The organism is Pradoshia sp. (genome assembly GCF_051873915.1).
In the GTDB taxonomy this organism is placed as follows: domain Bacteria; phylum Bacillota; class Bacilli; order Bacillales; family Pradoshiaceae; genus Pradoshia.
Genome location: NZ_JBJEFJ010000109.1, coordinates 2,473 through 10,211, shown reverse-complemented (window position 1 = coordinate 10,211; position 7,739 = coordinate 2,473). Strand labels below are relative to the sequence as shown.

Below are 7,739 nucleotides of genomic sequence, written 5' to 3'. Positions count from 1 at the left end.
CCTTTTTATTATTCTATCACTTGCTCATAATAATTTCTTTTCGATTTATCCGATACAATAAAGGTAATAAGTAGCCCCAATGCCAAAAAAGCAAAAGAGCCTATCATATAGATTGGCCGGATTTCAAACAGTTCAGCAGATAATCCGAGTATAACGGTAAATAAGATGATTAAACCAGCCTCCAGCATTCCGAAGACACTGGAGAATCTGCCCATAATATCTACGGGTACATTGTTTTGATAGAACGTTAAAAACCCTGTATTAGCGAAAGATAAGAAAAAGGTTAAGGTGAAGAAACCGATAGATGCCCCTAGGAAATCAGTTGAAAAAGCAAAAATAAGATAGCCGATAGGAGTGAAGATGGCACCAAGTCCCATCAGAATATTTAAGGATAATTTATTGGCGAATACAGCATTTACCAATGAGCCCCCGATAATTCCAACACCGGCAATACTGACAAGAAATCCATAGGTACTTTCAGATAAAGATAAAACCTCTGTGGCAAATGCAGCCTCTAAAGAATCCAAAGCAGTCATAAACACTGAAATGATACTAAATAGAACATAAACGAAGGTCACATGAATAGTTGTTTTGCTGAATGTCAGGATCCTTTTCCAATCGTTTAAAATTAAAGAGGCAGTAGCTTTTTCAGTTATACTATCGCTTTTCCCAATCTCCACATTAGGAAGAAGAAAAATGACGATGGCTGATAAAAATAACGCGATCGAATTCATCAGAATTGCTAGGTTTGGAGAACCAATCATAAAAAGGAAACCGGCAATGGAAGGTCCTAGTATAAATCCACATGAATGAATGAAGTTTCTCAGTGCATTAAATCTTTGTCTATCCGTTTTGGGAATTAATTTAGTCATGTAAACCATGGAAGTAGGTTCAAAAATCGAGTTAGCTATATTAATTAGAAAGACGACTAGATAGATGAGAATAAGCGAATCTAGAAACGGCAAGGTAAAAATAAATATTGCTTTTATTAAGTCTAGAAGGATCATTAGATTTCTTTGGTTTAATCGATCAATAAACGTTCCAGACCAAAAATTCGTCAATAAGGCTGCGATGGGTAAAAGAATATACAGGATTGATACAGCTAAAGGTGACCCCGTCATATCTAATATAATCAAGTTCAAAGCAATCAAATAAACCCATGCCCCGATATTGGATATTCCGATTCCGAATAAAAGTAAAAGAGGATTTTTCCATTTCATTGTATCACTCCTAAATATATTGTTTATAAAACAAAAAAAATCTCACCCCCAAGGATTATGATCCTTAGGGACGAGACTCCTTATATTTAGAAGTTCGCGGTACCACCCCAGTTTATTCCTGTGTCACCACAGAAACCTTTTCGAGTACGACATAATGAAACAAATGTTTATACTCTATCTCGATAACGGGAGAAACCGACACATAATCAATATCTAGACGAAATTCCTATGCGTTGCTCCAAGACTTGGTTCAGTGGGCTATTACATCCTCCATTTTCAGCTGCTGGAGTTCTCTGTTATGCTTGAGCACACTTACTCTTCTCTTCATGGCATTTATTATAGGTGATTATACACTGATTAACAGAATAAAAAAAGGATTAAAAAAATTTTAAAATGAATTTCTTCAGTCCATCCTCCACTTTGAAAACCATTTACGTAAAGGAAAGTGAGCATAATCCACTAAACCATACAGCTAAAAGAGCAGGAATCGAAATGAATTTTAAGAAGCCGTTGAGCTTTTGTAAACATTCTGTTAACCAAGCATAATTCTGAAAACTTGTGGTAAAATGAGTAACAAGTAATGGAAAGTGTGACATACGGGTTTGCACAGTACGGTGAATAGAAGATCAACAAGGGGGGAGTTCATTTTGGATGCAGTGGCGAAGGTCAAGCTTGTATTCTATGCCTTGTTAATTTGTCTAATCAATCTTTGTGCCTTTTATTATGCGGTCTTTTATGATGATAAGGACGGGAGCGGGATTTTCGCGAATAAGGGACAGTATTCCTTCGGGGAGAGCGCCTCAGCAGCGGATCAAGAGATTCCGGTTACCTTGTCCATCACAGACCAGGATGATGCACCGATCGGCAACTTGGAGGTTATCTTAAAGAGTGCGTCAAATGGAAATGCTTCTTTCCCTCAGAAGACGAATGAGAAAGGGATTGTGCAGTGGACAGCCAGCCAAGGGTTATATACGGTTGAAATCTATATGAATCATCAGGTCATAAAGAAGAAAATCGTTGTCATAGACCATAAAAAACAACCAACCATCCAATTAACTCTCGATATCTAGGGCAAGAAGCCGGAGCCAACAAGAAGCTCGGCTTTTTATTTTTGTCTGGAATCAGATTGTTTACATACAGTCACAGGTGGTAATGGGTAACAAAGCTTAAGGGAGGAGGTGGAAGGAATGGAGCATGCAAAAGCCTTATTGATTAAATTTGTTATGGTGACAGCTGTGTTGTGGATTGTATTGACCGTTGCCTTTAGCGTGAGTTTTGTAGACACCCTGATAGTCAGTCTTGTCTTAACGCTTGCGGCCTATGTATTGGGTGACTTGTTGATCTTCCGCAAGTCCGGGGAACCAGAGGAGCATCAGAAACGGAACTTAATTGCGACCGTATCTGATATGGTAATGGCCTTTGCCGTCATTTGGTTAATGGGAGAGGCTTTGTTCCCGAATGACACAAATATCCTCTCTGCTTCATTATTAGCTGCTATCCTAATAGCCGGCGGAGAATGGCTATTCCATAAATGGATCGACCGAAATGTTTTTGGTGTAAAGGAATCTGGAGAGAAAGTCACTGGCAATGCAGATTATACCCCTTAAGGGGAAGAGCCCAATTCAATTGAATTGGGCTTCTTTTCATATTGTGCGAATTGTTCGTGATAAAATGGTAAAAAGGATGAGTGGAGGGATGGAATGAAACAGGTAATCGCGTTAGGCGGCGGAGGATTTTCAATGGAGCCGGATAACCCGCTGCTGGATGAATACATCATGCGCCAGTCCGCAGCAAGGGTGCCGAAGATTTGCTTTATCGGTACAGCAAGCGGGGATGCGGATGGCTATATTGACCGGTTTTATCAGTTTTTCAACCAGTATGACTGTGAGCCGACGCATCTTTCTCTCTTTAAGCCGCCATGCCGGGATTTAGAGAGCTTTATCTTAGCCCAGGACATCCTCTATGTCGGCGGCGGCAGCACGAAGAACTTGATGGCTCTTTGGAGGGAATGGGGCTTAGTGGATATCTTGAAGAAGGCATATGAACAAGGGGTTCTTCTATGCGGAATCAGTGCTGGGGCGATTTGCTGGTTTGAGATGGGCGTGACGGATTCGTATGGCGGAGAGCTTGAACCGGTCGTCGGAACAGGTATTCTTCAAGGGAGCCATTCACCGCATTATAATGAGGAGGAGAAAAGGCGGCCGGCCTATCAGCAGATGATCAAGGAAGGGGTCATGATGGGCGGAATGGCAGCTAGTGACGGAACGGCTCTTCATTACGTTAACGGAGAACTCCACCGAATTGTCAGCTCACGGCCGGAAGCAAGGGCCTATGAGGTTACGCCAAAGGGCGAGACCATGATTGAACCCTATTATTTAGGGCAGGATTATGTTCTGAAGAGCAAGCGCCTGACCCTCAAACCATTTACGCAGGCTGACTTCAACCAACTGATCAGCTGGATTGACAGTGAAGAACAGATGACGATTTGGTCAGGTTCAACTTTCACCTTCCCTCTCACAGATAAGCAGCTAGCAGCCTATCAAGCAGATAAAAAGCAAGTTGCGTTCAGTGTGTATTCAAATGAAACGGGTGATTGCATTGGTCATATTGCCATCGGGAAAATCAATCAGCGCCACCGGTCAGCACGGATTGGCAAGGTGCTGATTGGAACGCCAGCCTTGCGTGCCAAGGGACTCGGGGAGGAGATGATGAGGGAAGCGGTCACATTCGCCTTCTCGCATCTCGATCTACATAAAGTGACACTTGGTGTATATGAGCACAATAAAAGAGCCATCGCCTGCTATGAGAGAATTGGTTTTCAGAAGGAAGGCCTCCTGAGAGACCATGCCAGAGTGGGTAAGGGTTATTGGAATATGTGGGAGATGGGCTTATTACAGGATGATTATGTTTAATTTTCCCTATAGAGGTTAGTAGTTGGTAGTGACGCAGGTTTAGAAAGGGTGATAGATGGATGATTGGACAGAAGGAAATAAGGCAGCTTGAGGTGATGAAGCGCTTGAAGGGCGCTGTCAAGGCATTTGGGGAAAGGGCCCCTCAGTATGAAGCCAATCAAGCCTTTCCGTTTGAGAATATCGAGGATTTGAAGCAGATTGGCTATACGAAATTGACGTTGCCGAAGGAGTATGGCGGATACGGGGAAGGATTGCAGGCATTCCTGTATGGACAGGAATTGATAGCAAGTGCTTGCGGCTCTACTTCCCTGGCAATCGGCTGGCATAATATGACCATCTTAGAGGTTTTGGAGAATCAGCAATGGGATCCGGCGAAAAAGGATGCGTTCTTCCATGCGATTGCCAAAGGGGCATTAGTGAACAGGGCAGCCTCTGAGCCGGCAACCGGCAGCCCGACAAGAGGCGGCCGGCCGCAAACGACAGCCGTGAAAACGGGTGACGGCTGGGTGTTGAATGGCCGCAAGACCTTCACCTCACTTGCTCCGGCATTGGATATCTTCCTAGTCAGTGCTTGGATTCCAGAGGAGGAAACAGTCGGCTGGTTCATGGTACATAAACGTCTAGCAGGTGTGTCCATTGATGAGACGTGGGACTTGATTGCGATGGAAGGCACAGGCAGTCATGATCTTGTTCTCCAGAACGTCCACGTCAAAGCGGATGACTATGTCGAAAAGGCGGCACCAAAGAAAGGAACCGGCTGGCTCTTACATATTCCAGCCTGCTATATTGGCATCGCTCTAGGTGCGCGGAACTATGCCGTGCAATTTGCGAAAAGCTATACGCCGAATAGCCTGCAAAAGCCGATTTCGAGCCTGCCCCATATTCAGGAAAAGATTGGCCATATCGAGCTCGAGCTTATGCAGGCCCGCCATTTCCTCTATGCGGTCGCTGCCCGCTGGGATGAGAAACCGGATGAACGGGATGAAATGGCAGGCGAGCTCGCTGCCGTCAAATATGCGGTCACGAATGCAGCCATCAGCATCGTAGATAAGGCGATGAGGGTCGTCGGGGCCCAAAGCTTGAAGAAATCTAATCCCATGCAGCGCTATTTCCGCGACGTGAGAGCGGGGCTTCACAATCCTCCGATGGATGATGCAGTCCTTGCCTTACTCGCAAACCAGATACTACAAGATGATGAGGAGAAAGCAGAATGAAATCAATTATAGTAGATGTCGATACAGGAATTGATGATGCGCTGGCCATTGCCTATGCCGTGCATTCCCCAGAAATTGAGCTTCTTGGACTTACTACTTGCTTCGGGAACGTAACCGTGGAGAAGGCAACGCGTAACTCCCGGCTCGTTCTTGAGAAGCTTGGCCGTTCGGACATCCCTGTCTATGCAGGTGCGGGGGAAACCTTGAATAGAGGCTTGAACGGTGACTTCCCTCATGTCGTACACGGACATGACGGCCTCGGCAACTTAATCGATGAGGAGCCAACGGATGAAATGGCCCATAGTGACCAGCATGCCGTAGATTACTTAATTGAACAGGTGAAAAATAAGCCCGGCAAGATCACGTATATTTGCGTCGGTCCGCTGACGAACCTGGCCCTTGCCCTTCAAAAGGCACCGGAGATTACAGCTCTGTTTGAGGAAGTCATCATCATGGGCGGCGCTGTATACACGAAAGGAAATGTCACACCACATGCAGAGGCGAATATTCACCGCGATCCGGAGGCGGCTGACTTTGTCTTCCGTTCCAATCTGCCGCTCTATCTTGTCGGACTTGATGTGACCATGCAAACCTTGCTTCCGACAGAGGAGCTGAAGGGCTGGCGTGAAAAAGGGGAAGAGCTCGGCTCCTTCTTCGCTGACATGACGGAGTTCTATATTGACTTCTACAAGAAAGCAAACCCAGGGATTAAGGGCTGTGCGCTCCACGATCCGCTTGCGGTCGGCTTGGCGATTGACAAGAGCTTCGTTAGCTTGAAGCCGGAACGTCTATGGGTGGAGCTTGAAGGAGAAAGGGAAGGAAAGACCTGTCCGAATGCACAAGGGAGACCGCTCGTTAATGTGTGTGTGGATGTAGATGAAGAGCGTTTTGTGAAGCATTTCTTAAGCAGAGTGATTTAAACGGTTATTGGCCCAGCTGTCATCTTGGATGACCGCTGGGCTATTTTTATGCATGAAAAAAGCTCCCCGTCTCCACGATGTTTGAACTTCGTGCGACTGTAGGAGCCTTTTCCCTTCTTATTCTTTACGACCCGGGTTGTCGGATTGATGGACCATGTCATACGGCTGTTCGTCATCTCGCCGATGGTTTTCTTCTTTTTCTTCATCATGTTTTCCTCCTAATTTTTCCCTAAAAAAAGCAAGGGTGTGGTATAATTTTCTGAAAAATACCTGTTCCGCTTCAAAGATATAGCCTCCCTTAAGCCAGAGACACAAAAAACCACCCTATGCTGTAAAGCGGGAGGGTGGCTTTAGTACGCCGCTCGCGGCGATTGTGCCAAAGAGTAACCAGCTCTCCGGTTTTGACTGTCTTTGTACGTCCATATTATATCATGCGGCTGCATAATTCAATCATAAGATAAGTAAATGGTTGTCAGCCTTAAGAGGAAAGGGAGGACAGCTGTTATGGAAAAATGGATATCCTTGTTTACGGCCGTCCTGCTAATAAGCATATTGACCTCGTGCATGGAGGCTAATCCGCCTGAAGCGGCTTCCCCAAAGGAATATGCAGAAAAGTATTTGGTGGAAGCTGTGTTAGAAACCGTACGAGCGGAGGATCATGAGGATTTTCATTTCTCTGCCAGTGAGAACATACAAATTGGCGAGCTTCATCAACAATGGCGTTATTCAAAAGCATTCTTGGAAAATGAAAACGATACACTTGAGAAAACGGATGATTGGTATGCAGCTGTCTATCAGGATGGAAGGCCGGTTAACGTCGTAGCCATTTCCAAAAATGAAAGCGGTTATTATTCCTTTATGGGAATCGGCTTTGGAAAGGACTTGGCAGAATCCTTAGATAAACGGACTGCCACAGAAGGAAAGCTAATCTATGAATTCCCGATGGACGCTTGGTTTGTTTACGATAAAGGGCATGTTATTGCGGTAAATGATGCAGGCCAAAGGTTGCTGGGGCTTGAGAAGATTAGGTTTGATGAATTTCAACAATCTGTTTATGACCGCTATGCGGATAAATGAATACTGGGAGGAAGGGATGTTTAGCTAATGAAGGATGTACTGGAATGGGTAGATTCAAGAAAACCGGGTGTGACAGAGACTGAGATTAATCGGGCAGAGGAACAATTGGGTATTCGTTTACCGGCAGAATACAAAGAATTATTCATGCTGACGAATAATGCCCAGGTGGATGAATGGACACTCTTTCCGATTAAGGATCCCGCCAATCTGAAGAAAACATGGGATGACCTGGTCCGCCAGAACAGTGAATTAAGGGATGAAGGCATGCCAGAAGATTTAATTGCCATCGCGGAAGATGAGACAGGAGATCTCTTATGCTACCGGAGAACGGAAGAGGGAATTGACGAGAGGGTGTACCTTTGGGATCATGAGACCGGTGAAAGGGAGGAATTGGCT

The 7,739-nt window shown here is 45.1% G+C and carries 9 protein-coding genes and 1 other annotated feature; of the genes, 7 read left to right on the top strand and 2 right to left on the bottom strand.

Features of this window, described 5'->3' with window-relative positions:
• Positions 1-8: 8 nt before the first annotated feature.
• Positions 9-1,220, bottom strand: coding sequence for an MFS transporter (locus ACI35L_RS09980; RefSeq protein ID WP_439802814.1), 1,212 nt, complete (start codon positions 1,218-1,220; stop codon positions 9-11).
• 63 nt (positions 1,221-1,283) lie between these two features.
• Positions 1,284-1,557 (bottom strand) — a binding site (T-box leader).
• Positions 1,558-1,867: 310 nt separating this feature from the next.
• Between ACI35L_RS09980 and ACI35L_RS09975 the strand changes: the two genes are divergently transcribed.
• The 5 genes from ACI35L_RS09975 (at position 1,868) to ACI35L_RS09955 (ending at position 6,266) form a co-directional block, all read left to right on the top strand.
• Positions 1,868-2,290 carry a DUF2606 family protein gene (locus ACI35L_RS09975; RefSeq protein ID WP_049671166.1) on the top strand — a complete coding sequence of 141 codons (423 nt, stop codon included), beginning with the start codon at positions 1,868-1,870 and terminating at the stop codon, positions 2,288-2,290.
• 117 nt (positions 2,291-2,407) lie between these two features.
• On the top strand, positions 2,408-2,827 hold the full coding sequence (locus tag ACI35L_RS09970; RefSeq protein ID WP_049671165.1) for a YndM family protein: 420 nt from the start codon (positions 2,408-2,410) through the stop codon (positions 2,825-2,827).
• A 93-nt stretch (positions 2,828-2,920) separates the two neighbouring features.
• Positions 2,921-4,132, top strand: a complete 1,212-nt coding sequence (locus ACI35L_RS09965; protein ID WP_439802813.1) for a GNAT family N-acetyltransferase — start codon at positions 2,921-2,923, stop codon at positions 4,130-4,132.
• 59 nt (positions 4,133-4,191) lie between these two features.
• The gene (locus tag ACI35L_RS09960; protein WP_439802812.1) at positions 4,192-5,346 is read left to right on the top strand and encodes an acyl-CoA dehydrogenase family protein; all 1,155 of its coding nucleotides are present in this window, start codon (positions 4,192-4,194) and stop codon (positions 5,344-5,346) included.
• Entirely contained in the window at positions 5,343-6,266 is a 924-nt protein-coding gene (locus ACI35L_RS09955) for a nucleoside hydrolase (protein WP_439802811.1), read from the top strand. The genes ACI35L_RS09960 and ACI35L_RS09955 overlap by 4 nt, the downstream gene beginning before the upstream one ends.
• Here the strand turns inward: ACI35L_RS09955 and ACI35L_RS09950 are convergent.
• Positions 6,263-6,475, bottom strand: coding sequence for a ribosome alternative rescue factor ArfA (locus ACI35L_RS09950; RefSeq protein WP_197089932.1), 213 nt, complete (start codon positions 6,473-6,475; stop codon positions 6,263-6,265). The two genes, ACI35L_RS09955 and ACI35L_RS09950, sit on opposite strands and share 4 nt — an antisense overlap.
• 295 nt (positions 6,476-6,770) lie before the next feature.
• On the opposite strand from ACI35L_RS09950, the gene ACI35L_RS09945 reads away from it, so the two are divergent.
• Together ACI35L_RS09945 and ACI35L_RS09940 are read left to right on the top strand one after the other, a co-directional pair.
• Positions 6,771-7,343, top strand: a complete 573-nt coding sequence (locus ACI35L_RS09945; protein WP_439802810.1) for a hypothetical protein — start codon at positions 6,771-6,773, stop codon at positions 7,341-7,343.
• Between the two features lie 27 nt (positions 7,344-7,370).
• Positions 7,371-7,739 (top strand): SMI1/KNR4 family protein (locus tag ACI35L_RS09940; protein ID WP_439802809.1); only part of this gene is annotated, 369 nt, incomplete at its 3' end.

Excerpts from the sequence above, each read along its gene's own strand:
- ACI35L_RS09970 (WP_049671165.1), top strand. The coding sequence starts at position 2,408 with ATGGAGCATGCAAAAGCCTTATTGATTAAATTTGTTATGGTGACAGCT.
- ACI35L_RS09945 (WP_439802810.1), top strand. The coding sequence starts at position 6,771 with ATGGAAAAATGGATATCCTTGTTTACGGCCGTCCTGCTAATAAGCATA.
- ACI35L_RS09950 (WP_197089932.1), bottom strand. The coding sequence starts at position 6,475 with ATGATGAAGAAAAAGAAGAAAACCATCGGCGAGATGACGAACAGCCGT.
- ACI35L_RS09965 (WP_439802813.1), top strand. The coding sequence starts at position 2,921 with ATGAAACAGGTAATCGCGTTAGGCGGCGGAGGATTTTCAATGGAGCCG.
- ACI35L_RS09955 (WP_439802811.1), top strand. The coding sequence starts at position 5,343 with ATGAAATCAATTATAGTAGATGTCGATACAGGAATTGATGATGCGCTG.
- ACI35L_RS09960 (WP_439802812.1), top strand. The coding sequence starts at position 4,192 with ATGATTGGACAGAAGGAAATAAGGCAGCTTGAGGTGATGAAGCGCTTG.
- ACI35L_RS09980 (WP_439802814.1), bottom strand. The coding sequence starts at position 1,220 with ATGAAATGGAAAAATCCTCTTTTACTTTTATTCGGAATCGGAATATCC.